The 26,060-nt window shown below is 36.2% G+C and carries 17 protein-coding genes; 15 read left to right on the top strand and 2 right to left on the bottom strand.

The genetic code is table 11. From position 1 onward, the window contains the following. Window positions 1–566 precede the first annotated feature (566 nt). The 15 genes from VIG73_RS03230 (at window position 567) to VIG73_RS03160 (ending at window position 23,741) form a co-directional block, all read left to right on the top strand. Entirely contained in the window at window positions 567–1,247 is a 681-nt protein-coding gene (locus VIG73_RS03230) for a FadR/GntR family transcriptional regulator (protein ID WP_331639111.1), read from the top strand. 12 nt (window positions 1,248–1,259) lie between these two features. After that, entirely contained in the window at window positions 1,260–2,519 is a 1,260-nt protein-coding gene (locus tag VIG73_RS03225) for a CynX/NimT family MFS transporter (protein WP_414648362.1), read from the top strand. Window positions 2,520–2,755: 236 nt separating this feature from the next. After that, complete coding sequence (locus tag VIG73_RS03220; RefSeq protein WP_331639110.1) at window positions 2,756–3,742, top strand: acyltransferase family protein; 987 nt, start codon at window positions 2,756–2,758, stop codon at window positions 3,740–3,742. Window positions 3,743–4,040: 298 nt separating this feature from the next. Beyond that, complete coding sequence (locus VIG73_RS03215) at window positions 4,041–4,580, top strand: hypothetical protein (protein ID WP_331639109.1); 540 nt, start codon at window positions 4,041–4,043, stop codon at window positions 4,578–4,580. 242 nt (window positions 4,581–4,822) lie between these two features. Next, window positions 4,823–6,340, top strand: coding sequence for a DUF6583 family protein (locus VIG73_RS03210; RefSeq protein WP_331639108.1), 1,518 nt, complete (start codon window positions 4,823–4,825; stop codon window positions 6,338–6,340). A 30-nt stretch (window positions 6,341–6,370) separates the two neighbouring features. Beyond that, complete coding sequence (locus VIG73_RS03205; protein WP_331639107.1) at window positions 6,371–7,597, top strand: ABC transporter permease; 1,227 nt, start codon at window positions 6,371–6,373, stop codon at window positions 7,595–7,597. Beyond that, window positions 7,594–8,733, top strand: coding sequence for an ABC transporter permease (locus VIG73_RS03200; protein ID WP_331639106.1), 1,140 nt, complete (start codon window positions 7,594–7,596; stop codon window positions 8,731–8,733). The genes VIG73_RS03205 and VIG73_RS03200 overlap by 4 nt, the downstream gene beginning before the upstream one ends. Beyond that, the gene (locus VIG73_RS03195; protein WP_331639105.1) at window positions 8,720–9,394 is read left to right on the top strand and encodes an ABC transporter ATP-binding protein; all 675 of its coding nucleotides are present in this window, start codon (window positions 8,720–8,722) and stop codon (window positions 9,392–9,394) included. The genes VIG73_RS03200 and VIG73_RS03195 overlap by 14 nt, the downstream gene beginning before the upstream one ends. A gap of 245 nt (window positions 9,395–9,639) precedes the next feature. Beyond that, on the top strand, window positions 9,640–10,095 hold the full coding sequence (locus VIG73_RS03190) for a hypothetical protein (RefSeq protein ID WP_331639104.1): 456 nt from the start codon (window positions 9,640–9,642) through the stop codon (window positions 10,093–10,095). Between the two features lie 615 nt (window positions 10,096–10,710). Then, window positions 10,711–11,478, top strand: coding sequence for a PP2C family serine/threonine-protein phosphatase (locus tag VIG73_RS03185; RefSeq protein WP_331639103.1), 768 nt, complete (start codon window positions 10,711–10,713; stop codon window positions 11,476–11,478). A 244-nt stretch (window positions 11,479–11,722) separates the two neighbouring features. Further along, the gene (locus VIG73_RS03180; RefSeq protein WP_331639102.1) at window positions 11,723–13,684 is read left to right on the top strand and encodes a protein kinase domain-containing protein; all 1,962 of its coding nucleotides are present in this window, start codon (window positions 11,723–11,725) and stop codon (window positions 13,682–13,684) included. Between the two features lie 11 nt (window positions 13,685–13,695). Next, entirely contained in the window at window positions 13,696–14,388 is a 693-nt protein-coding gene (locus VIG73_RS03175) for a hypothetical protein (RefSeq protein ID WP_331639101.1), read from the top strand. 1 nt (window position 14,389) lies between these two features. Beyond that, entirely contained in the window at window positions 14,390–20,578 is a 6,189-nt protein-coding gene (locus tag VIG73_RS03170) for an Ig-like domain-containing protein (RefSeq protein WP_331639100.1), read from the top strand. Between the two features lie 214 nt (window positions 20,579–20,792). Then, window positions 20,793–22,736, top strand: coding sequence for a DUF2207 domain-containing protein (locus tag VIG73_RS03165; protein ID WP_331639099.1), 1,944 nt, complete (start codon window positions 20,793–20,795; stop codon window positions 22,734–22,736). A 192-nt stretch (window positions 22,737–22,928) separates the two neighbouring features. Next, window positions 22,929–23,741 carry a cytochrome c oxidase assembly protein gene (locus VIG73_RS03160; RefSeq protein ID WP_331639098.1) on the top strand — a complete coding sequence of 271 codons (813 nt, stop codon included), beginning with the start codon at window positions 22,929–22,931 and terminating at the stop codon, window positions 23,739–23,741. An 89-nt stretch (window positions 23,742–23,830) separates the two neighbouring features. Here VIG73_RS03160 and VIG73_RS03155 read toward each other — a convergent pair whose 3' ends face one another. Continuing rightward, window positions 23,831–24,670 (bottom strand): homoserine O-acetyltransferase/O-succinyltransferase family protein, encoded by an 840-nt coding sequence (locus VIG73_RS03155; RefSeq protein ID WP_331639097.1) that lies wholly within the window; start codon window positions 24,668–24,670, stop codon window positions 23,831–23,833. Between the two features lie 14 nt (window positions 24,671–24,684). Next, window positions 24,685–25,983, bottom strand: coding sequence for an O-acetylhomoserine aminocarboxypropyltransferase/cysteine synthase family protein (locus tag VIG73_RS03150; protein ID WP_331639096.1), 1,299 nt, complete (start codon window positions 25,981–25,983; stop codon window positions 24,685–24,687). Between the last annotated feature and the right edge of the window lie 77 nt (window positions 25,984–26,060).

Raw genomic sequence — 26,060 nt, 5'->3', positions numbered from 1 at the left:
TGTTTACCAAATCAATTTTCCTTAATCATGATCATATTCGAGTTGCTCTACTTCCCATGGGCCACAACAATCGTGATAGTGCCATCCTTTTTTAGCTAAGCCTGGATCTAATAAGGATCATTAAGCTCATACATATGAATACCATGTTCTGCCATGTCATTCAGTTTATTTTCCCAAGTGTCATGCCAATTTAAGTATGTTGCCCGCATATGATCGTATGAATATATGGATGGAACTTGTCTTTGTAAGAACGTTCACTTTGCAACAAATGCTCCTCATAACAATGATCGTTACAAAAGATGTCCTCTAAATGGTTGACGCGATTATTATAATCAACTGTTTTTCCGCAATGAATACAATTCATAAAAATAACCTCCCTTATTGGTCTTCCGACATGCTCAAAATATACAAACGCGATTTTTATTTTGCTACGAAACATAGTCGAAACATTTCCCGCAAGCATCTATAAAATCTATTCTTATAATAATGTTTTTACTATGGACAACGTAAAAATGGTATGTTAACATATCCAATGTACCAATCATCCTACAAGTTGGAGTGATAACATGTTAAAGAAAACGAAGCGATTGACGTTGGTTGAACAAGTAGCATCTCAAATAGAGCATTTGATTGAATCCGGTCATTGGGAAGTGGGGATGAAGATTCCGTCTGAAGCGAAACTAATGGAGACTTTCGATGTGAGCCGAAACACATTACGTGAAGCGATAAAAGCGTTAGTTCATGCAGGGTTGTTGGAGTCTAAGCAGGGAAAAGGTACCATTGTGCGTTCATCAAGCGCATTAAGTGTAGCATTAGATCGTCGAATGGAAAAGATGAGCTTAGTTGATACATTTGAAGTCCGTTTGGCGTTGGAGCAAAAGGCGGCGGCACTTGCGGCTGAACGCCGTACGGCAGCTGATCTTAAACAATTAGAAACATATATTGAAAATAGTATCGAAGCAGCAAAGCAAAGGGATATGGATGCTTTTATTAAAACAGATCTTTTATTTCATAAAGCGATTGTTCAAGCTGCAGATAATCCTTTGCTTTACGAATTGTATGAACATATGGCGGACGCAGTGTCTAGTTCGATTAGCGATATGATGCAAGTCGATTCCATGTTCAATTATGAAGCGGGGATTCACCGTGAACTTTTAGATGCTATTCGTAATCAAGACTCAGAAAAAGCTACTACTTATGTAAATGAATATATCACAGTATTAATGCAACGATTAGAAACAAGATGACGGAGGATGACATTGAGTAAAAACATAGCAAATAATCAAGCACAACAAGCACAGCAAAATCATTTAAAACAATGGCTATTAATCATCGGGGTTTTAATTATAGCGGCTAACTTGCGGGCACCTTTAACATCGGTAGGTTCGGTTATTTCATTTATTCGAGATGATTTAGGAATTAGTAATGCGTTAGCCGGTTCAATAACGACATTGCCATTACTCGCTTTCGCTCTTTTTTCACCTGTCGTGCCTAAAATTGCCTATAAATTCGGCATGAATTGGACCATTTTTATTTCGCTCATTATTTTAATTATAGGGATTATGATTCGCTCGTTATTTGGTGTTAATGCACTGTTTATTGGTACAATGTTGATTGGTATCGGTATTGCAACGGGGAATGTGTTACTTCCAGCTCTTATAAAAATAAGTTTCCCTTTAAAAGTCGGCTTAATGATGGGATTGTACGGCGTATTCATGAACGTCTTCGCTGCTTTTGCTTCAGGATTAAGTGTTCCGATTGCATCAATTGATGGACTGGATTGGGAAGCGTCACTTATGTTTTGGGGAATTTTAGCAATCATTGCAACAGTTCTCTGGCTACCACAATTGAAAAATCATAAAAAGCAATCTGCCACTCAGCCTAAGCCAAAACAAGCATCAACACAAACGAAAAATGGTTTACTAAAATCGCCACTTGCTTGGCATATTACGATCTTTATGGGTGTTCAATCGCTTATTTTTTATACACTCATTACATGGTTACCAGAATTATTATATATTCACGGTTACCAAGCAGGTACAGCAGGATGGATGCTTTTCTTATATCAATTCGCAATTATTCCGGCGACATTTGTCATACCGATTATCGCTGAAAGAATGAAGGATCAACGGTTACTTGCAGCCATTGTTGCGGGATTATTTTTTGTTGGTATTCTCGGATTATTAACAGGTGCGAAATCGCTCATCGTATTATCGATTATCGTTATAGGGATTGCGTGTGGAAGTGCGTTTAGTTTATCGATGATGTTTTTCACCTTACGTGCAACAGATGGAAAGCAAGCTGCTGATATTTCAGGAATGGCCCAATCAGCCGGTTATCTTTTAGCCGCATTTGGACCCGTTCTATTTGGTTGGCTAAAAGACGTGACACATAGTTGGACATTTTCAATTGCTACTCTACTTGTAGGATCTATTATATTATTAATCACAGGTCTTAAAGCTGGTGAAGATAAAGTGATTTCTGAAGTCAAACCACAAAAACAGACCGTTACGACGTGATAGCAAACCCCCATCGAGAGAACTATGGGGGTTTTATTGTGGTGTGATGAGACAAAATTTCTTATTACAGTGGAAATGACCACCATAATCTTCACAAATCCTTTACAAATCGCTCATCATTTTTACAAATCTCTAACAAAATACGTACAACCTTGTTAAAACCCAGATTTCTCTATATAAAAAGGATAAGATAATAGTGGTATCATCATTAAACATTGTTTAAAGGATGAAAAATAATGAAGCGTTATGCATATTTTGATAATGCGAAATTGCTGTTAATTTTCTTTGTCGTTTTTGGACATATGATTCAACCATTTACTGAAGATATACCAGGAGTCAATACCGTTTATACATGGATTTATACATTTCATATGCCGGCGTTTATCTTTTTAGCTGGTTTTTTTGCCAAAGGATCAGGTAATAAGGCTTATATATTAAAGTTAGCACAAAAATTATTAGTTCCTTATATTATTTTTCAAATCATATATACGGGATATTATTTTTTAATTGGAAAAGATGGTTGGTTGGTGGATAGCATCTTTTATCCACATTGGTCATTATGGTTTCTGTTTAGTTTGTTTTGTTGGCATATCCTTTTAATTTTATTTAATAAATTACCACCCATTATTGGAATTCTGATTGCGGTACAAATCGGACTATTAGTCGGCTATTTCGGGAATATCGGGCATTCCTTTAGTCTATCGCGGACATTTGTATTTTTCCCATATTTCCTTCTCGGCTATTGGGTAACAGTCAAACAGTTAAGCTGGTTAAAACATAAGATGGTAAAAATTGTCTCACTTGTTTTTGTAATTGGTGTAGCGATTGCGATTCACTATGCACCTGATATTAATGCGGGTTGGTTGCTTGCTTCTAAATCTTATAGTGATTTAGGATTACCTGAATATGGTGGATTTGCTCGTTTCTTTATTTACCTGACATCAACTTTAATGATGGTTAGTGTATTAGCCTGGATTCCACGTCGTCAATTTAAATTTACACTGCTTGGCGGACGGACACTTTACGTTTATTTATTGCACGGGTTTATCATTCAGTATGCCCGCCAAGCTGATTTATTTAAAGTCGACCATATCGTTGATCTCTTCGGTTTAGTAGCTTTATCTATTGCGATTGTGTTTGTTTTATCAAGCAGACCTGTGCAAGGTATTTCACAACCTCTTATCGAAGGGCGAATGTCGATTTTAAGGAAAAATGTTTATTAGTCTGATAATCGCTTGACACGTGATTGCTTAAGCAAAGAATGGTACATTCCATTCTTTGCTTTTTTTAATTCAAATGATTAACTAAACACATACATATACAACCCTATCTTAAAAAATGACGAGAGAAATGCTCATAAAGGCGATGCCAAAGACTGAAAAAGTGTTCCACGATAAATAAATGGAGGAACCTCATTTTTCAATTATATATGTGGAAGAAAAAATATTGACATGAATGTATTTCATTATACATAAGCTAAAGATTGGTGGATTATACCACTTTGGAAAGGAGAAAAATCTTGTGAAAAACATGTTACTAAAAAGGTTATTGTTGTTAGCATTGATATTGTTTCTGACAGCATGTGGAACAGGGGTTATGAAAAAGGAAATAAAAGTAGAGGAGAAGGTAACCGATGAAGAGTTTGGTATGATCGCATACTCATCGGTATCGGAAGAAGAAGTATTTAATGAATATTTTGATGATATTAACATTGAAATCACGTACGTCTCATTATCGCATGGTGAAGAAAACGACCAAGGTTCCGTTGCATTGAGCTTTAATATAACAAATCAATCGAGGGAGGATATAAAGTATCGTGTTCAAGATATTAAGTTGTCGACGGATACATTAGATAAAGTTGAAGTAAAAGATTACGGCGTATTGAATATGGAAGATGGTGAATTTGTATTGGAAGAACTTGAGCTTAAAGCAGATGAAACGAGAGAGTTTATGATGTCATGGCTGATTGATGAAGGGGCATTAGATTTAGAATGGGTGATGTTTCATCTAGCTGATACAGATGGTGAAGAAGTGGCGGAAGTAAAATACATCTTTGATTAGGTGATAAAATTTACTGAATATAATTACTTTAACTACGTGAAAACCTTTTTAATCATTTCATGCATAGGATAGTTACATAGAAAATCGTTGAAACATAAGGCATAGTTAATTATCGCTAGTCAAAAACTTGCTAACCATAACGAATTTTAACAATGTTTGACATCATTCATATTTAATGATAAAAATAATTAGAAGTTTAATAGTTAAGAGTAAATTTTTGAGAGAAGGAGTTTTTACACAATATGGAACAACCCAAAAAGGCAATGGAAAAGAAGTCTCTATTTGCAATTGCATTAGTTGCGCTAATTGCAGTTGGCGGAGTATTAGTATATTTTATGTTGAATACCTCTCCAAAGCAGAAGTATTTTGAAGCGGAGATGGCGTCTTACAATGTGATGGAAGATGCGATGAAGACACGCTTTACATCTGAAGTAAAGTGGGATGAAATGTCTAGAAAATACCCGATGGAAACGGAACTCGAATTATCAGGGGAAATGAATATACCATTTGATGAGGGTAGCTTTGATGATTTGGCGATGTCACAAATCATTAATAATGCTAAATTAAACGGTACGCTTCAGACGGATATGGATAAGAAAATTATTACCGCTGATTTATCAGCTAACGTAGCAGGTATGACATTTAAAGATTTTACATTCCTCATGGATGCTGAGAAATTACAAGTCGGCATGCCATTTATTGACGATGTCCTACAAGTGAAAGCGAAGGATTTAGAAGAGCTTTTACGTGAAGAAGGCGAACTTGGTGAGGATGAAGAATTAGACTTTGAGAGATTCTTTGAGCCTGGGTTTATAACGGAAGAGGATCGTAAGCATTTTCAAAAAGAATATATTGATTTTCTTTACAATGAAATTTCTGATGAAGCATTTACAGAAGAAAAAGATACTGTTTCTGTAGACGGTAAAGATGTGAAGGCGAATAAAATTACGTTTCATTTAGATGAAAAAGAATTTCAGCGTTTACTTAAAGAAACATTAGAAAAACTACAAAAAGATGAGACATTAAGACGTATCATTAAAGACAGTATCATTAAAGACGAATTTATAGGTTCTTCATCTGAAATGCTGGATTTTGATGCTGATTTAAACGATATGTTTACTGAAATGATAAATAGTATTGATTCTATTAAACTTCCAGATGGAATGAAATCAATGATTTGGATAAATAAAGATATTATTGTGAAACGGGATTTCAAAATGACAACACTTGATGAATTTGATGAAAAGATCACAATTTCAATTGAAGGGACACAGTCTTTAACGAAGGACAAACAAACTTTTGACTATGCTTTTAAAGGATCTGATGCTCTAGGTGAAGGTGGCATTAATATTAAAGGAGATTTATCTTTAGAGAAAGATAAAGTTAAAGATCATGTTACTTTTGCTGTTGATGACATGACAATGTTGGAATACAAGTCTGATGAAACATTGACTAAAAAAGATCATAAATTTGAACGCGAGATTATAGCAAGCGATGGTTTCGAAACCTTTAAAATAGGTTGGAATGGAGATTCGAAATTCGAAGGAGATACGATTAAATCTGATTATAGTTTTGCATTTAATACAAGTGGGTTGGATCTCTTTACATTAAACTTGGTCACAGACGGTAAAAAGATTAAGAAAGTCGAAAATGTTCATGATGGTAAAGTCAAAGACATCGGTGGTATGGATGAAGATGAACTTGAGGAATATTTTAGTGAACTTGAATGGCAGTTCAATGAATGGATGTTTGATTTCTAATAATATGTTCACTGTTAAGGACTTGGTGTCATGATGCACACATTCAGTCATTTAAAATTATTTATAAACAATAATTTTAAGCAAATTAAGAGGAAGTGGTATCTGCTTCCTCTTCTTTTGCTTTTTCCGATTATATTAATTGGACTTGTAATCATCATTATTTCAGCATTTCTTCAACCCGATGAAGAGAACCCCGTTCGGATTGGCTTAGTTGATTTGGATCAATCTGAAGAGATTCAGATGATTACAACTGCATTAGCTCAAACAAATCATCTCGGTTCTATGGTAGAGCTTTCCGTTCTTAATGAACCTGATGCATCACAACAACTAGATGCTGATGAATTGACTGCTTATGTTGTTTTTCCAGAGGACTTTACAAATGATTTATATAGAGGAAAATCTGTTAATCTATCTGTTGTCGGAAATTCTCAGCAATTGAATGAAGCATACTTAGTCAAAGAGTTAATGGATAGTGTGACACGTCATATTAATACGTCACAAGCGAATATTTTGATGATTAATGACTATGCTGATCGTTTTGGTATGGATTATGAGGAAAGAAAAGAATATCTGTTTGAACAGTTTAAATCCTTTTTCCTATTTTCTTTAAGTAAGGATAAGTTAATGGATGAAGAAAAACTTGTCAATCAAGCGACAGTTTCACCGTTTCATTACTATACAATAGCAGCGTGGTTTATTTCCATAATAGTGTGGCTCCTTTTATTTTTTAATTTTTTATATAAAGAAGATGTCGTCCGGATTAAAAAGCGTATGCTGTTATACGGGGTTAAAGAATGGCAACAGATTTTAGCGCGTGTCATTGTCAGTTTATTCATCGTTATGATGGTTTCTGCTTTATTTTTCATCGGTATTCAACGTGGTTTAGCATTTGAATTATATGTAGAAGATTATTTCCGTATCGGGCTCATTGTCTTCCTATTTAGTATGAGTTATTTAATGGTTTTGGCTGTGATTGAAGTTATCGTTACTTCACAAAAATTACGATTGCTTTGTCAAGTCATTGTGACGGGATTATTAATTGGTTTAAGTGGAGCACTTTTGCCTGTTATTTATTTACCGCTCGCTATTCAAGATGTCTTACCGTATGTTTTTTCAGCTGAAGGATTTTATTGGATTCAAGAAATAATGTTAAATGGCCGTTTTTATGCAGAATACAACATGTTATTGGTTATGAGCGGGATTAGTTTTATGATTTTCATTCTTTTATCTTTGTGGAAGGAGCGTGTGCGTGCATGATGAACATCTTACAAACACGACTCATCCATTGGAAAAAGCAAGGTTTACATCTATTGTTTTGGTTATTATCCCCAATGATCGTGACGTGGCTCGTTATTACTGCTGGAAATGCAATTCAAGATGATACGAAAATTCCGGTTGGTGTGGTGTTGAAAGAAGATACTGAGCTAGCACATGATTTATATGAATCGATTCATACGACACCATTTATTAGAGCTTATGCACTTGATGAACGAGAGGCTCTTCATAAATTGGAAAAACATGAATTAGATAGTGTATTTATTATTGTAGAAGGTTATGAAGAAGATATACGCCATGGTAATCGAAATGAGTTAATTAAGGCCTATGAATCGGATGTTTCCTTAGCATATACCCCTGTTAGTGAGATGGTCATGTCTTATGTACAGCAGGATGTAGGGCGTTCAAAGGCCGCATATGCTGTTAAAGAGTTGGCGGATACGCTGCAATATCGTTTTGAATTCAATTGGGATGATTTGATCGCCCGCAGTAAGCAAATTGAAAAAGAGCAGGACTTATTGCAAACGACATTGACATTTCTGGGTAATGGTTTTGTTCATATAGATGAAGGGAAAAATCTCTTTCAACCTTGGCATATATGGGCATTAGCAGCTTTTCTTTCAACGTTACTTTTATTTGATTGGGTTATTAAAGAAAATAATCCAGCTATTTTACCACGCTTTGCTTTTACGCGGATGTCAATGAAGACATATTTTGTACAGAATATGCTTATATATATCACTTTATTGTTTGCAGTTGATTTATTAACTGTACTTGTCTTCTATTATGTTTTTTATGAGCCAATTAGTTTCTCTTTTATTATCAGTTTACTTAGCTATCGTTTAATGATTAGTCTCGGTGCTTTTTTATTAGCTTTAATTATCAGGCAGACGTACGTCTTTTACGCGACCGCCTTTATATTAACGTTTGTTAGTGTCATTGCAAGTGGTGCTATCATCCCACTTGATGGTTTATTAGCAAAGTATCCATGGATACATTATTTTAATCCATTAAATGCTTTTTTACAGGGTGATTTTTTTCATATCGGATTAGGCATACTTTTTGTTATTTTGCTCTTATGGTATGGTCGTAAGGAGGAATATGATGCTACAAGTTGAAGCATTACATAAATCATATGGAAAGCGCTCCATCTTAGAAAATATTACATTTACGCTTAAAGAAGGGGATATCGTCGGTTTAGTCGGTGAAAACGGCGCTGGAAAATCGACCTTATTGCATGTATTAGCTACCTTACAAAAACCAACAAAAGGAAAAATAAACTTGAACGGCATGACCTATCATTGGAAATCATTTTCACAAATTCGCAAACATATCGGTTTTGTGCCACAGGAAGTAGCGATATGGGAGCATTTGACCGTTGAGGAAAACATGCTTTTTTTTGAAAAATTATCATGGAAGAATAAGAGCAAAGAAGAATTACAAAGTCTTTGTTTAGATATGAAGCTCAATCGTTGGAAAGAACCTGTTCATACATTGTCTGGTGGGATGAAGCGAAAATTAAATTTGGCTATTTCACTCATCCATGAGCCAGAGCTATTATTACTTGATGAACCAACTGTTGGGATTGATTTGAAATCAAAACAAGAAATCGCATTTTATTTAAAAGATTTAACGGCAAAAACAGGCATGTCGATTATTTATATTTCACATGATATGGATGAAATTATGAACTTATGTGATCGGGTGTTTTGCATAGGTAATGATTTGTTTTATTATGAATTATTAGCACAAGCAGGCCAAGAAGTTATCCAGTTATAATGAACTCAGCCAGTCAGTTTGGCTGAGTTTTTTGGTGCGAATTTTGCTGTTTAGTTACTATCTCTATCCCTTTTGCAATGTGAACTGGCTCACATGTGAGCAAGAGAAAACAATTTATTTTAATAAAAAGTAATGTGTTATAATATGAGAAATAGATATTAAAAAAGACGTTTAAGAATGAAATGAATTGGGTAATAAAATGTGAGGGCACTTATCATTAAAATAGACATGAAAGGGGTGATATAATGGTCGAGCAGCTGTTGAAGAAAATCTCAGATGATATAACAGATATAAAAAAGAATCAACAAGCCATGCATGAAGAACTGACCGGAGTAAAGCAAAGTCAAGAGGCTATGCGTGAAGAACTAACCGGAGTAAAGCAAAATCAAGAGGCTATGCGTGAAGAACTAACGGGAGTAAAGCAAGAAATAGCGGAAATGAAACAAGAACAATCGCAAATGGTTAAAGATATTCAAGATATGAAAGAAAAACAGCTCGTGATGAATGAGCGATTAATTAATGTAGAGTCCAAGCAACAACTTGTGTTCGAACAGACGGGAAAATTAACGGCGTATTACACGAATATGATGTCGCAACTGAAACAAACTGCTAGAAAAGAAGACTTAGAGTATTTTGATAAAAAACTTGGTCATCATGAAAGAGAAATATATCAGTTGAAGCAACGCTTTCCAACATCTTAATAAACTTTTTTGTAAAAAGGTGCATGGTGCATCTTTCTTTTTTCTTATAACATAATCCTCTTCACTTTACAACTTCACAGTTCTCTACAAATATATTTTTCGCTAGTAATAAATACCTATTTTCCCTGTATCTTTGTAAAGTTATTTTATATATTTTAACCAAAAATTTACAAATAAGTTCAAATTATTAACATTCCCCTATTCGCAGGTCTATTTACCTATAAAACAAGTAAAATCTTGGTTAGAAAAATAGTTCATTCGTTGCAATGACAATTTCGAATAGTATGGCTATAATTGTTGTAAGAAACAGGTATGACTTCACTTATTGATGCTAGATAGCAGACATAGATTTTAAAATTGTTACTATAGATTGCCGAACAATCTGTCGATATTCAGAATTAATGTCGAGATATATGACGAACATCAAGATAACCTCATCAAGAATGACACCAACTTTTCACTCAAAACATACAATATCATCATTCAAACAATCCAATATATCCATATATAAAATCCAAGAATAAAATCATAAACAAATGACGACTAGAAACAATAAATCAAATGTGAATATATCTATATATCTATTAAAGATTTATTAATAAAGGAGTTTCATAGATGACATATCTAGCTGCATATCACACGGACGTTGGTTTACGAAAAAATATTAATCAGGATGCTTTGTTAATTAAAACAGCTCAGACGCCAGTAGAAGAAATCGGATTATTTGTTGTTTGTGATGGGATGGGGGGGTTGTCGCATGGTGAGTTAGCGAGTGCAACAGTGATTTATGGACTTTCCCAGTGGTTTGAACATGATTTACCTGAGCTTCTTGAATATGAAAAGGACAATGAAGAGATCATTTTTCAGCAGTTGGAAAACACGGTTGAAAAATTGAATGCCGACATTGTTTCCTATGGTCAAGAAGAGGGCGTTGTGTTAGGGACGACTTTGACAGCTTTGCTTATTCTTGGTAAGACGTTCTTCCTTGTGCAGATGGGGGATAGTCGGGCATATGCTATCGATGATAATCAAGTGATTCAACTAACAAAGGATCAAACATTTGTAGCTCGTGAGGTAGCGCGTGGCCATTTAACACCAGAAGAAGCAAGAAATCACCCGAAACGTAATATTTTACTCCAATGCATCGGTGCCCGTGAAGAGATAGAGGTCGTCATCACGAAAGGTATAATCGAACAAGGGATGAGTTACCTACTCTGTACTGATGGATTTTATCATAAGTTATCACATGATGAATTAATCGGCTATTTGCAAACGGAGGCAACAGAAACGGATATGAAACAAGCCATCCAAACTTTAAGTGAAATAGTAAAATCAAGACATGAGACAGATAATATATCAGCCGTGTTGTTAAAGGTTGTATAGAAAACTTGATGTTGGCTTAGGCTTAGGCTTAGAGCTTAGAGCTTCAGTGACGATTTGCAAATCGAGCGGTGACGGGTCAAAATCGAGCGGTGACGGTCTAAAATCGAGCGGTGACGGGTCAAAATCGAGCGGTGATGGGTCAAAATCGAGCGGTGACGGGTCAAAATCGAGCGCCACAGGGCCAAAACCAAAATCGCGCACCGACATGGTTTATTATAATGGATACAGAAAAGGGGGGAAATCGATGCTAAAGATTGGTGATGTCGTTGACAAGCGTTATGAAGTATTGAAAGAGATTGGCCGTGGTGGAATGAGTGTTGTTTATTTGGCGATGGATAATCGTCTGAATAAATCGCTTGTTATTAAAGACATCCGGAAGCGGGACAAATTTCGCAATGAAATTCTCGTCCATAGTTTGGTCGTTGAAGCGAATCTTTTAAAAAAATTAGATCACCATGCCCTTCCACGGATTTATGACATTATCGAATCTTCCGGTGATATATATGTTGTGATGGATTATATCGAAGGGGAGTCGTTAAAAGATAAAATGGCGCGTGAAGGAATTCAGTCAGCAGATGATGTGATTGAATGGGCGAAGCAGCTTGCCGATGTGCTGCATTATTTGCACACGCGTAAGCCGAATCCGATTATTTATCGTGATATGAAGCCGGATAATATTATGCTCACACCAGATGGCAATATTAAATTAATCGACTTTGGAATCGCTCGGGAATACAAAGAGGAGCAATCGACCGATACAACAAATCTAGGGACTAAAGCATATGCGGCACCAGAGCAAATCTCCGGAAAGCAGACAGATGTACGGACAGATATTTATAGCTTGGGGCTGACACTCTACCATTTAATTACAGGAAAGACATTAAATGATCCCCCGTTTGAAGTGAAGCCGATTCGGTATTGGGATTCGACATTGCCAGAAGGATTGGAATATATCATTAGTGTTTGTACACAAGCAGAACCAGAAAACCGTTATCAATCATGTGCTGACCTATTAATCGACTTGGAAAATATTGAAAAACTTACTCAAGGGTATAAAAAAATCCTTTATAAAAAATTGATGCAATTTATCATACCGACTGTCTTTTTAATTTTATTTACAACATCTACTGTTCTTGGTTATAACGGAATGCAAAAGGAATTATTTCAAGATTATACACGACTTATTAATCAAGCCAATCAAGAAGTTGTTGCTGAACGTGAGTCTGATGCAATTCATTTACTGCAAGAAGCGATTGATTTGGACCATAAGCGATCTGAAGCGTACATAAATTTACTGAATATTTTTATTAACACAGAAAAAGTTGATGAAGGACTCGATATTGTAGAGACATATATAAAAGATAAATATGGCAATACGCATAAGAATCAAGAAGTACTCTATAAAGTGGGAATGACATATTTTGATTATCAAAATGATTATCAACAAGCCCTCGATTATTTTAAACAAATCGATGAGGAAGAGGTACCGGCAGTTAAATATTACAAAACATTAGCGACAGCAATGAGCCAATTAGAGATTAATTTTGCTGATTTTTCGAAAGAGCTGTCTGCCTTTGAGTCATACAATGATTCATTGCCCAACGATGTGAAAAAAATTGAAAACTATCATGCTCTCGTAAATATCTATATTTCTTATAAAGCACATCTTCAAGAGGCAAATACGAAAGCCATTGAGATTATTGATAAAGCCACAAAGGTATTGTCTTTAATCGATGATGAGTCATTACGTGCTTGGTATGATTTGAGTTTTGAAAGAAAATTGGCCCAATCATATTACAGCCGAGGGTTTGATCAGCTCTATCAAACCGATGGGGCTGTAACCGATAGAGAAGCGTCACATTCAGATTTTTCACTAGCAATTGAGCACTATCAAATGTTGCTAGATCGAGTAGATGATGATGAAAAGGAAGATATTTTGGTTACAATTGGCGTTATTTTACAAGAAATGGAGAGAAGTGATGAAGCCGAAGCGCAATTTCGACAAACGATCCAAGCCTATCCTGAAAACATACAAGCCTATGTCAAATTAGGGAACTTATTAATAGATATCGAGGTAGAAAAAAATAAGCCAAATGTTACTAAAGTTAAACAGGTTATTAATGATGCTAGGGAAATAAATGATATTGATAAAGATGAAGGATTCAAAAAGTTGCTGACAAGATTTAATCAACTAACAAGTAAGTGAGGGGGAGTATGATGACATATCAAATCATGTTTTATGGTGGCCTAATTGGTATATTTCTCTCCCTTCCATTAGTCATATTTTTGTTTATCCGTCTACAAATCATTGAAGTATTTGAAGATTTAACAGGGCTTCGAATTCGAAAAAAGACGCGTGAACAGCTTGAAGTGTACCATTTACAAACGAGTGGGAGTCTAAGGCAAACATCAGAAAGCATTCGAATTCGCAAACAATATACGACAGGACACCAATCATATACTGAACGGTCTGGTTCGTTAAAGCCAATCGCTATTGGACAGGCTCAATCTGCTGCGCCAGTGAACCAGTCTACACCGATTAAATTACAGCATGTGAATCGTACGAATGAATCGGATGAAACCGCATTATTAAATGAAGTAGAAGAAACTGAGTTATTACAGGAAGATGCGGCACATGAAACTGCCCAATTGGTGAATGAAGGATATGAAGAAACGGAGTTACTGCAAAATGGTGATTATGGCGAAACCGCCTTATTAGAAGATGAAATGGAAGAAACGGCATTGTTAAATGGTACAGTCGAGGAAACAATGCTGTTAGATGACGCTGATGAAACAACTCTTTTAACAGATGATGAAACGGCACTTTTAGAAGAGGAAGATAATGATTTTATCTTGCAGAAAAACATTATCATTGTCCATTCAAAACATATTATAGGGGAGGAGAGATGACATGGCCGAGATGATTATGAAATATAAAAAGACTTATCAAAAAAATAAGAAAGCTGTATGGATTTCTGTACTTATGATTGCCTTTTTATCGGCTATTATTTTTGCGACGACCGTTTTATCAGCAGACAAATTGCATATGAAAGTTGTTTATAATAACTCAGAGTGGAATGTAAATAATGAAGCACCAAATTGGTACACGAATAAAGATTCTGTGTCTTTTATCGTTGATTTAAGTGAGGAATTCCAAGGAGTTGGTGGTGAAAAGGGAGAAGAACCGACTAGTCCTGGGGATAGTGCTAACAATCCGGAAGAACCAAGTAAGCCAGGAGATGAAAGTACACCGGAAAATCCTGAAGATGGGACTGAGTCAGAAAAGCCTTCCGAACCTGAAGAAAGTGATACATCAGCGGAGCCAACTTCCCCAGAGAGAGAAGGAACATCAGAAGAAGCAGTTGAATCCGAAACTGGAGAGGAGCCAGTAGACGATGAAGAACAAGAAAATTCATCTACCACAGATTCTCGACCAGTAGATGAGGGGAAAGAACAGGTAGAAAAATCGTCTGATGCAGTTGGAAAGGTCGAAGGTAAACCAAAAACAGAAGTGACGAAAGTGGCGACGGAAACAAAACAAACGTTGAAAAAAACTCCGACACAAACGAGTGTAGAAGAAAATCCAGCTAAAAAGGTGCCTTTCACTGTAAAAGGAATCTATCCTTTTCGTGGTGAAATGAATACAGAGATAAAACCAATTATAAATGAAGAAACAAATCAATTTGAAGGGAAATTCCAAGTGACTGCTACCCCAACAAGAAATTTAAGATCTGAAGGGGCATTTGAATTTGAAATATCGATTCCAGAAGATAATGAGTGGGGATTACCAGGGCGCACTGGAAATAATTCGATTACATTTAAAGTCAATCGTGACGTGACAGCTCCAGAAATCAACATGACCGGTGTTAAAGATAAAGAGATTTTTGTTCCAGATCGCAAAGGCAGACCACAAACACCACATATCGTTATGACGATATCGGAGGCAAATTTTAATCCTGAAAAACTAGTGATTCAACTAGAAAAAGATGGCGAAAAGAAAAATATTAATCTAATAGAGGATCATGAGAAAAAGACATATACACTCGATGTCGAAGAAGATGGTCGCTACAAATTATTTATTAAAGTAACTGACCGAGCAGGGAATGTTAGTGAAAAGGAAATCACGTTCTTTATTAATAATCATGGACCTGAGTTGACTGTCTTAGCGAATGGTGACGAGATGGAAGAAGGGGAATTCTTCAGCAAGCCATTCGATCTAACGCTTCAGCTGAAAAATAGTTTGAATATGAAATCAGCTCAGATAACTATGAAAAAAGACGGTCAAATTTTAGAATCAAAAGACATAGATATCAATGATTTTGAATTTGAATATGAATGGCCTGAACCATTCAGTGAAGATGGTCAATATACGCTTGATATTGAAGTAGAGGAAGAGCCTGGAAATAATAAGCGTCGACTGTCATCAGCCTTTACAATTGACAGTACAAAACCAGTTGTTCGTTATATGCAGGGACGCGATACGGAATTAATTGGCGATATGAGTGAAGAAAAATTAGTCACTGTAAAAATAGAAGAACGACATCTTGACACAGAAAAAACAGTTGTCACAGTTGAAAAGAAAAACACTGACGGGACATGGGAACAAGACTTAGATGATACATTCCCTGATTTTAAAGGAAATAATGGAGAACATCAAGCAACGGTTCATTTTAAAACAGAAGGAACATATCGTATTAAAACAACTGCTAAAGATATGGCTGGAAATACAACATCCGCGACTTCCGAAGTGTTTACAATTGACCGAACGCCACCTGAGATAGCCATTGTTGAAGCAGATGGGGAAGAAGTAAAAGCTGACTATTCAAAAGAAAAAACGGTTACTGTTCAAATTTCCGAAAAGCATCTTAAAAAAGATGAAACGAGAATAATCGTCTATGAAAAAGATGAACATAATCGCTTTATTGAATCGGATACAATCGTTTTTCCACCATTAGAGGAAAATAAATCAGGTCAGTTCACATCAGAATTAACGTTTAAAATAGATGGCGACTATCGGATCACAGTACGTGCTGTTGACGAAGCAGGCAGTATTGTCGAGAGACATTCAGAAACGTTTACGATTGACCGTGTCGCTCCAAAAATAGATATCGATGGAGACGGTGTATCGCTTAATCCAACAGGAGATAACAAAGATAAGCTCATTATTAGTAACTCAAGAGTTGTGACATTAAATGTTGAAGAACTTCATTTTGATTCTGATTTGGCTAGTATTACAGTGCTACATGCAGATGAACTTGATGGTAAGTTTTCCGAGGTGGAACAAGACAAATTTTCAAGATGGAGCACAAGAGGAAACCTTCATACAGCGACTCGCCACTTTGTTACTGATGGAGTTTATAAAGTTAAAGTAGAAGTAACTGATAGAGCTGGAAATAATCACGTCGTTACCTCACTTCCTTTTGTCATCCAAACAAAAGGTCCAATTATTAAAGTAAACGGTGTCAATAATAGTGAGCATTATCATAATAATCGTGAGACAACGATTGAAATTATCGGGGGCTATTTGGATGCAGATGAAGATAACACATATGTCACCGCGCAAAAAGATGGTAAGTCATATGATGTCGGTCAACTTGAATTCAGTGAGAATAAGGCAGTCCTAAAGCATACATTCTCTGAAGAAGGCATATATGAATTAACCATTGTGGCTCAAGATATGGCTAACAATCAACCATCAACTGAGAGGCTTGACTTTGTAATTGATAAGACAGCACCAAAACTGCATATTAGTGATGTCGTCCGTTTTAGTCAAGACAAACAAAAAGTAACAGTTACGGTTGAAGAGAAATATTATGAATCAAATCAAGTCAATTTTGAAGTTAAGAAAGATGGAAAAGATATAACGGACGAAGTCGTTAAGGGTCATCCAGAAGGAAATAATTGGTGGAAATTGGCTGCGGAGTCAGAACTAACCTATATTTTTAAAGATGATGGAGATTATGAAATCCATCTCAGTGCGACGGATAAGGCTGGAAATGAAGCAAAAAGTCAAAAAGCGGTATTTACAATTGACGCAGATATGCCGAAGATCACTATCAAAGATGCTCATAACAAACCAATTGAACATCAAAAACATTATCCAAATGCCCAAGATGTCACAGTTGAAATAAAAGATAATAATTTAGAAGAAGCCCTAATTGAAGCAACTCGTGATGGAAAAGTTTATAACATTGAGGAAGATTTCGAGGAAAAAGGAAATAAGGCGTTGTTAACGCACACATTTAGTAAAAATGGTGAATATGAACTTAAAGTAACAGCAAAAGATAAATCTGGTAATTCAGCCCGTGAAACAGTTACCTTTACGATTGATCAAGTCGATCCAAAAATCAGTCTCGACCACAATATAACAAACGATGTCACAAAAGATTATATTAATAAACTAGGTATCAACCAGTTTATTAAAATCGGTGTGACTGAGCGACATGTCAAGTCTAAATCAGTGACAGTCACATATACAGATCTAGATGGCAAGCGTGAAACATGGCGTGGACGTGATGTTGGTGAATGGTCTAATCCAGATAAAAACCACCGTTATCAATTTAAACTGGAAAATGGATTGTTCAATAAAGACGGTGATTATCAATTAACGGTTAAAGTTGAGGATTACGCTGGGCGAGCAACTACGAAAAGTGCCGACTTTACAGTTGATAATAAGAAGCCAAAGATTTCGTTGTCTAAAATTAATCGCTATAATAATACCGGACAAACAGTTACAGTTACGGTAACTGAACATAATTATAAGAAAAACAATGTCAAAGTCCGTGTGACAACCCCTGATGGTGTAAAACCGGAGTATAAGTGGGTAAATGAAGATAAAACATCTAAATTGCCAATCGCTTTTAATCATGATGGGACGTATACATTAGAAGTTGAAGCGATAGACGATGCTGGTAATAGAGCACAGGACGCTGTCACTTTTACAATTGATCAGGTTAAGCCGAAGTTATCGATTCGTGGCATTGACAACACCGATGAGATTAAACATTATCGTCAAAGTAAGCGTGTGACATTTGAAGTAACAGATAAACATTTAGATCCGAACAATACAATTTTATCTGTCAAAAAACGTAATCGTTCTACAGGGAAGATGGAAAACGTCAACGTCGGCAACATGTCAATGTCTAAAACAAAAGCGTCATTAACACATACATTTACTTCTGAGGGTGAATATACGGTAGAACTTAGCGCAACCGATAAAGCTGGTAACCGTGCAGAACCAAAGAAAATCACATTCATTATTGATAAAACAGCACCAACATTATCAATTGATGGTATTAAAGATGGGGCTTTTTATCCAGCAAGTCGCCAAGTCACAGTTCGTGTCAATGAAACGAATTACAACACGAATAACGTTCAGTTTACAGTGACAAAAAATGGCGCTGATATAACGCAACGTGTGGAAAAAAAAGCAGGTGGTCCAGGTTGGAGAACAGCACGTACCAATTCAACTTTACAGTATAACTTTAATGAAGATGGATTTTATATGATTCAGATTAGTGCTAAAGACAGAGCTGGTAATGTTGCAAAAACCGTTAAGAAGTCATTTATAATTGATACGAAAAAACCTGTCATTGATATAACGGGTGTTAAGAATGGAGAACATTATAATACGAATAAAAAAGTCCAAGTGATGATTAAAGATGTGAACTTTGATAAAAATACGATTCGTGTGACAAGAAATGGTCAGCATTATTCTGTTGGCGGTTTTTCAATAACGAATCATCGTTATTCAGATTCAATTGCTTCATTAGCACATACGTTTAGCCAAGAAGGTGATTACGAAATTTTTGTCGAAGCTATTGACCGTGCGGGTAATCGCGAGCAAGCACGTATGTCTTTTACAATTGATAAGACCTCTCCTAAAATTACACCAAAAGTCAAAGGCGAAAATCGCGTGATCAAAGATGGTGAATATATTAATCGTATCATCACACCCGAGTTTGTCTTAGATGAATCTGAAGATAAAATTGTTTCTGTTACATTAAATGGTGGAAAGAACATTGCTGGAAAAATCCCTGTTTCGTCAAAGGAAATGGCATATAATTACAATGTCGTTGCTCGTGATAAAGCAGGGAATGAAACGAAATTGAAAGTGAGTTTTACAATTGACACAACAAAACCGAAATTGCATATACATCATTTACTACGCGAACCATTGAAAGGAGGATTTTTCAATAAGAAAATCTCACCTATTGTGACGTATTCGGATAAACATTTAGATAAAAAGCGGACATCGGTTACATTAAACAAGCGCCCATTTGGTGGGACACCACGCTTAAATAATGCTGGTGATTTTGAATTAAGTGAAGAACTAAAAAATGAAGGACATTACACATTAAAAGCTGTCATTACGGATCTAGCAAATAATATTTCCCAGCAATCTGTGCACATGACACTTGATAAAACAAATCCGAAAATCATTTTTTCAGAACCAATCAATGGTAAATATTTTAACGAAGTGATTATTCCAGAGTTCGAGATTTTCAATGAGCTAAGTGATTATGAGATTATAGCTCTAACATTGAATGGTGAACCATATGAGCTAGGCGACCCAATTGATAAAGATGGTAAATATGTCCTTTCTATTGAGGTTAAGGACCAAGCAGGAAATATTGCAAGACAATCATTTGAATTTATTATCGACATGACACCACCGAAAATAGAATTTACTGGTGCTAAAGATGATGAAACATATCATAATCCAGTAAAAGTAGAAGTGAGTGTCGTCAATCCAGAAGATTGGATTACGTCAATTACTAAGAATGGTGATGTACTCGAAGGAGAAATAATCGAGAAAACAACCGATGGCAAACCAACAAAAGTTCGCCTCAACTTTAGTGATATTGCAAACTATAATATTTCAGTTGAAGCTGAGGATACAGCGGGGAATAAAGGCGAAAAAAGCGTTGAGTTTAGTATTGCTGAGCAAAGCGCTCTTACAAAATGGTTCGAAAACAAAACGGTTTTCTACGGTTCACTCGTTGGAATCTTTATCGCCGTTTTGCTTGCTGGTATATTATTAGCACTGAAACGACGGAAAGATGATGATTCAGAAGTCGGGGTAGAAGAAGCAAGTTAACCGAAAACTAGGTAAATCTAAACCGATGTAACAGGATGATCTGTCTTGAGAAAAGCTCCCTTTTGTTGAGGGAGCTTTTTCTATGATTTTTAGTAGAAAGCAAGCGTTGAACAACTGGTTGTAATCTGACGCTATTTTATTAGATCGTGCGAAACTTTTTCCAGCTTTATTCGTATGAAGAGATAGGAAAATACTCATAGAGGAGGACAGGAAGATGGCTACTAAGAAAAGTAAAAATAAGATCCTCAGATACATATTAATATTTGGTGCACTTATAATTGTTGTTCCTACATTTTGGTTCAATTTCTTTAATGACGATAATGACCGCTCTTTTTCCATCGATCAAGTAACGATTGATGCAGAGATTAAGGAGAATGGTGCCATTCATGTTCGGGAGTTATATACATATTCATTTTCTGGTGAGTTTAATGGCATGACACGTTCTATTTACTCGGATATTGAGAATTTCAAGGCCTATCTTCTTAATGATTCCACACTGAAAATAGATGATGAAGCATTGTTTACACAAGATTTATCAGATTTAGCTTTGCTTGAAGTTGAATATGATGACGATGATCAAGTATATAAAGTGATTACGAATTCTAAAGATGAAATGAAGCATGTTGTCTATGAGTATGATATTTTTGAGTCTGTTAAAAAATATGCTGATGTTGCTGATTTAACGTATTCATTTTTTGATGAAACGAATGAAACTGACTTACATGATGTTACGATAACGGTAAGACTTCCGAATTCTAATATGACAGAAGTCGCATCCTTTTTACATGCGGATTCAGGAGAACTTGTAGAAATAGGAAATGGTGTACGCTATCAGAATGATTTATTGAAAGCAGGTGCAGGATCAGAAATCCGGCTTATTTTTCCGGAACACTTTGTTGCGGCGGCTGAACGTTATAAAAACAAAGTAGTTGGACAAGCCTTTTTACAAGAAGAAAAGGAATTAGCGAAACGTCGTGCGGAACTAGATGATAATATGAATCAACTCCGTCCGTATGTTGTGGGGGCAATTGTGATTGTTCTAGCAATCGGTCTCATTTTATTTATAAAGCACCCGAATCGCCATCGTGGACAGGATGATCTTGACGATCTGTTTAATCTATTGGAAGAAACAGACCCACTTTTTATTCAATATGTAGATGACGGTGGTTTCAACAATGCGAAAAGTATAATAGCAGGATTATTTTCATTGAAACAACGGGGCATCATTAAGATGGAAGCTGTATCATCAACGCGTTTTTCAAACGAAACAACGTACCGCTTCACTATTGGTGATAGCCAAATGAAGTGGACTAATTTAGACGCAGCGGATCAATATTTATTAAGTTGGTTATTCACTGAAAAAGGTGAAAAAGGCTCCTATTTTATGCTCGATTCTATCCTGGAACACGAAGAGGAGAGCGATCAGGTTAAGGAAGCAAAAGCTGAAAAACTTGAAAAAGGAATGGATGGTTGGTCAACTCTTTTAAATGAGCGTGAAGGGTATTTGGATTTCCACTCACCTTTCCGAGGCTATTCGATATTTTCTATACTATTATTAGCTATCTCTTATAGTATCTTCTTTATTATTGCTCAGATTGATCTAGTGACATCGTTTGACCAAACGATTATTAAGATTATTCTATCCGTTGTTGGTTTACTTGCTATTATGTTTAGTCGTAATAAATGGATTCAAAGTATTTCTTATATCACACTTATAGTACTGACAAGTATTTTTATGACGTTTACATTAACGACATGGTTAGCCTTTCTACTCTATGCGACGGCATTTTTCATGATTTTAATCAATGCGAATTATATTTGGCATGACCATATTAAAAAATTCAAACGTGCGATTCGCATCGCCCGTATTGAATATCGAAAAAAACGCTATCCAATTGGCATTGATTCAACACAAATTGAAAGACGACTTGAAAATGCTATCATTCTTGGTGTAGGCGAAGAATATGGGAAGCAAGTTGGCAAAGACGAGCAGGTTAAACAACTCGATGCAAGTCATCTTCCGCTATTAAGTAATCCTTATATTGCTGGAAGCACATTCGATCTCGTTCTAATTGATTTATACAGCACGGTCGATGCATCATCAAGTTCTTCTAACACAACTTCATCAGTTGGTGGGGGAGGAGCTGGGGCGTTTTAAACGGGATCGTTCTTGTAAGCTATTTTCAAGCTAACTTACTTTGGTTCACCGCGGGAACAATCGGGATATAATGTAGCACTAAGTACCCGTAGCAAGACTATTTTTAACATGTTTGTGAATAATTATATTCTCTTTATCATAGTGATGTAAGGTGTGGTAAAATGTGATTAGATGATAAAGGATGTGGTGGATATGATTGAGGCTCTACTTCACGGACAGGGAACATGGAATCTGCCATTGTTAGGGATTGCGATGATTATGTTAATGTTATTTTGGTGGTTCAGCCGACGGGATTTTACTACGAACAATCCAACTGAAGGACAGTGGCACTTCCACTGGATACAGTCATTATTTTTTGTTGGTGGCATCGTGTTACTCTATCTCATCGTTGGCAGTCCGCTTCTGGTCATTAGCTATTTATCATTTAGTTTTCATATGATTCATATGAGTGTGTTATTTTTTGTTGTTCCACCGTTATTACTTCTTGGTGTTCCGTATCAATTGTATATCGCATTCCGTCGCATTCCTTTGATAGAAAAGATAGCTGAAATCATCACACCGAATCGTGCTCTTATAGCGTTTTCGTTTCTATTTTTACTCTATCATATCCCGATGTTTTTAACGTTTTTATCTACCTATGCACATGGGCAACGGTTATTTATGCTTGTCTTATTTTTTTTATCGTTCCGTATGTGGTGGCCGATTGCTTCACCCAACCGTAAGCGACGTCTAGACCGACAGAAGATGAAACAATACGCGATGAAAAGCGGCATATTTATTATGCCCGCTTGTTTGTTTTTTATTGCAAGTGGCTGGCTAGGCAGTGTACCTAATCCATTTTTTTCACAATTGACGACGCATCTTTGTATCCCACCTAATGGTTATATTCCACCATTATTGCCACCTCCTTTTAATACAAAATACGATCAAGTGTTGGCGGGATTATTGATGTTGGGGTTACACAAGGTCGCATTAACCGTAACATACCGTCTCAGTACGAAATAATTTATTATTTTATTCTCCATAGAAAGGATGCGATCAATAAAAACACAGAGCTACTACATATAAACTAGCTCTGTGTTTTCTATATTAGCCTACAAGTTCAACCAGTTTTCAAAAAACTTCTTAGCATGTTCAAGCCATGGAGCTGTCAGATTATCATTTTTTGGTGGTTGAACTCGTATCCCGTGCTTTTGATCACGTTCATATTCTTTTTGTAATGTATCTTTTTCATATTCGGGATGTGCTGTTAAATAAATATGTCGGTTATCTTTCGATTTGACGAGTGTGATGCCTGCTTCTTTTGATTTGATAAGTATCTCAAGCTGTGCCACTTGATTTATTTCAGCTTCATTTAGGTAGACATAGCGTGAATGGGGCATCAAGAAACCGTTATTTAATCCATTTAGTAAGTCGTGTTTTTCACAGATTGTATGTGGGAAGATGCCAAATATTTTCCTAACTGTCGTCAACTTCTTTAAATCGTGATGGTAATACAAACCAGCGACTGCTGCCCAACAGATATACAGGGTGGAAGCAGCATGTTGATGTGTATAAGAAAATATTTTTGTTAGCTCTTCCCAATAATGTATCTCTGAAAAAGGTATAAATTCAAGTGGTGCACCAGTAATAATGACACGGTCATAGGTTAATTCCTGAATATCGTGGAATGTTTTATATGCTTTGGCCAAATATGCGCTATCGGAATTTTTTGGCTTATGGCTTTTCATGTGTAAAAAGTCAACCGTTACATCAAGTGGCAAGCTCCCAATAAGCGAAAGAAATTGAAACTCCGTATCTATTTTTTTCGGCATTAAATTAACAATTAATAAGCGAATTGTTCGGTTGGAATGTTGATTATTATCTTTAATGCAAATCCCTTGTTGCTTTAATCGTTTAATCGAGCGCAAATGTCGGTTAACATATAACACCACCAATCACCTCATTTTCATTCATTTGCTTGAACTGCTATTTTAAGTGCTTGGTCAATATCTTGTAATAAATCGTCTGCGTCCTCAAGACCGATGGACAGGCGAATCATATCAGGTGTCACACCGGCTTGTCGCTGTTGCTCTTCACTTAATTGGGCATGTGTCGTGCTTGCTGGATGAATGACAAGTGATTTCGCATCCGCAACATTTGCTAGATGAGAAAATAATTGTAAGACTTCGATAAAGCGGCTGCCTTCTTTAACGCCACCTTTAATTCCGAATGTAAAGATTGATCCAGCTCCGTTTGGAAAATAGGTTTGGGCTAAATCATAATATTTGTTTCCTTTTAGATTTGGATAGTTCACCCATGAAACGAGTGGATGTTCATTTAAAAATTGGACAATTTTCTTCGTATTAGCGACATGTTTTTCCACGCGTAAGGAAAGAGTTTCTAACCCTTGTAAAAATAAAAATGAATGAAATGGGCTTAAAGTAGCACCCGTATCCCTTAATAGTTGTACACGTGCTTTCGTAATAAAGGCGGCTGTACCAACATCTTTGGCATATGTCATGCCATGGTAGCTCGAGTCTGGTTCATTAAATTCAGGAAATTTCTCGTTATCAAGCCAGTTAAAATTCCCACCATCGACAATCACACCACCAATCGATGTTCCGTGACCACCGATAAACTTCGTCGCTGAGTGAATGACTATATCAGCTCCGTACTCGATTGGACGGATGAGATATGGCGTGCCAAAGGTGTTATCGATGATTAATGGTATATCGTGTGCATGGGCGATGTCAGCTACTTTTTCAATATCAACAAGATTAATGCCTGGATTCCCAATTGTTTCCAAAAATAAGGCCTTTGTCTTATCGGTAATTGCACACTTAAAATTTTCTGGGTCATCTGGATTGACAAAGGTTGTCGTAATACCGAGCTTAGGTAGGGTGGTCGAAAAAAGATTGTACGTTCCACCATATAATGTGCCTGCTGAAACAATGTTGTCACCTGTACCTGCGATATTAATAATCGCATTTGTTATTGCGGCTGCCCCAGATGCAAGGGCAAGTGCACCGATTCCACCTTCCAAGGCGGCAATTCGTTTTTCAAATACATCGGTTGTCGGGTTCATGATGCGCGTATAAATATTACCTTCTTCTTTTAGTGAAAATAAATTTGCTCCATGCTCGACGCTGTTAAAAACATAAGATGTTGTTTGATAGATGGGTACAGCCCGTGACCCTGTTGTCGGGTCAACCTCCTGACCAGCATGAACTTGTAATGTGTCGAACTTTAATGTTTTGTTACTCATTTGTTTCTCCCCTTATTTTTGATATATAAAAACCCCTTTCATCGTATAGACGAAAGGGGAGTTTATAATAAATTACT

The organism is Cerasibacillus sp. (genome assembly GCF_036516575.1).
GTDB lineage: Bacteria > Bacillota > Bacilli > Bacillales > Amphibacillaceae > Cerasibacillus.
This window is presented reverse-complemented; position numbering and strand designations above follow the sequence as displayed.